The organism is Mycobacterium sp. TH-M15, from assembly GCF_057473705.1.
In genome coordinates this window covers 1-1,754 of sequence record NZ_JBYCLB010000055.1, presented here as the reverse complement: position 1 = coordinate 1,754, position 1,754 = coordinate 1, and the positions used below count along the sequence as shown (strand labels likewise).

Genomic DNA, 1,754 nt, shown 5'->3' with positions numbered 1-1,754 from the left:
CCCAAAAAACCGCGAACACCGCGAAGCCGGCGGGGTTCAGGTCGCGGGCCGCAAGGTAGAGCACCGCGTACCCGCAGAGCGCGGTGACCGCGGTGGCCGCGACGACCCGGACGACGCTGCCGCGTGCGACAGGCCCGGCTGCGGCGCTGGCACCGGTGTGCGCAGGAACCTCCGGCGTCGCCACAGTTCGAAGATACTCAGCCTGTCGGCAGCGGTGAGCAGTGAAACGACATCCCTTGCGCCGAAAGTGAAGCTGCTGCGAAAAAACGGGCGAAATATCGCAACCAGTTCACGCTCGTCGACGCGGGCACTCGGGGCAGGCTGTCTGGCCGTCGACGCGGGCACTCGGTGGTGGCATACTGCTCGGCGGAGGGGAGTATCCCTTCGCTGCAGCGTCGTCATCACGTCGACCGCTACCGGACGACCGGCGCTGTGGGCCGCTTCTCGGCGGGAGAGACCTCCGGTGTTTTGTCGACACTGGAGGCTTTTCATGCGTCTGTCCGTGTTCGGGTGGCCGCCGTCGCGCGCTGTCGCGACGGGAATCCAAGCGGCCAAGGCGGCGGCTTCGATTGCCTCGGCCGGCCTCGAGATCGCCACCGAGCCGGTTCGCGCCGGGATCAAGCTGCTGTCCGGCGAGGTCTCCCCCTCGACAACCCGGCGCCATTGGCGCGGTGACGGTCGCGCGTGGATCGAGGTGCGCGATCTGAACGGCCGGGGCGGCGCTGAACGCGGACGCGCGGTACTCGACGCCCTGCTTGCTCGGCCCGGCGTTACCTCGGCCGAGCTAAATCGCCCGCTGTCACGGGTCGTGGTCGAGTTCGACGGCGAGAAGACGTCACTGGGCACGTTGTGCTCGGTGGTCGGCGACGCTGAAAAGCGCCACCATCATTCCTCGCCGACGTCGAACGGCTCGCGCGGTGGCGACAGCCTGCCGGGCGACGGGCTGCTGCTGGCAACCAGGGCGACGATGGTCGGTGTCCACGCCGGCGGGCTGGCCATCGCGGTCGTGGGCCGGACGCTGCGGTTGCCGGCGGCGCCCGTCGCGGTCGACGCGGCGGTAGCGATCGCGAAGTACCAGCCCTGGCTGCGTCGCCTGCTCGAGGACCGAATCGGTACCGAGGCAACCGGCACCGTGCTGTCGCTGGCCACGACCGTGGCGCACACCCTGACGCTGTCACCGGCAGCGCTGGCGGTCGATGTGACGACACAGGCGCTGCGGGCCGCGGAGTGTCGTGCCGGAGAGCAGGCCTGGATCGCCCATGAGCCCGTGTTGGCCCGGCATGCCGAGCAACCGGAGGTGCACCACCGGTCGGGGCCGGTGCCGGCCAGGCCGGCCGGACCGGCGGAGCGCTACCTGAAACGGGTGGCGTTGGCCCAGCTGATCGGTGCCGGCCTGGTCGGCACCGTCACCCGTGACGTCGCCGCGGCATCGACTGCCGCGGTGGTCGTCGCTCCTAAAGCCATGTGGACTACGCGCGAGGCGTTCGCGGCGACGCTCGGGCAGGGTCTGGCCAACCGGTACGGGGTGCTGCCGTTGCGGCCGGAGGCCTTGCGCCGCCTCGAGGTGGTGGACGCCCTCGTGGTCGACCCGCGCTTGCTTTGCGATTAGATGTCTCAGGTGGCGACCCCGGTTCCGGGGATGCGGGGGTCCGACCGCGGCGGGCCGATCGAGGCACTGATCTCACCCACGCACCACCCGCTGGCGGCGGCGGTGACGGGCGAGGCACGCGCGTCCGGGGTGACGATGGTCTCGG

1 protein-coding gene and 1 pseudogene are annotated in these 1,754 nt (G+C 70.8%); one reads left to right on the top strand and one right to left on the bottom strand.

The annotated features are described in order from the left end of the window. A pseudogene (locus AC2VNT_RS01395) lies at positions 1-184 on the bottom strand (hypothetical protein); the annotation flags it as partial. A gap of 306 nt (positions 185-490) precedes the next feature. Here AC2VNT_RS01395 and AC2VNT_RS01390 point away from each other — a divergent pair. Beyond that, positions 491-1,609, top strand: coding sequence for a hypothetical protein (locus tag AC2VNT_RS01390; protein WP_486945157.1), 1,119 nt, complete (start codon positions 491-493; stop codon positions 1,607-1,609). Positions 1,610-1,754: the final 145 nt, after the last annotated feature.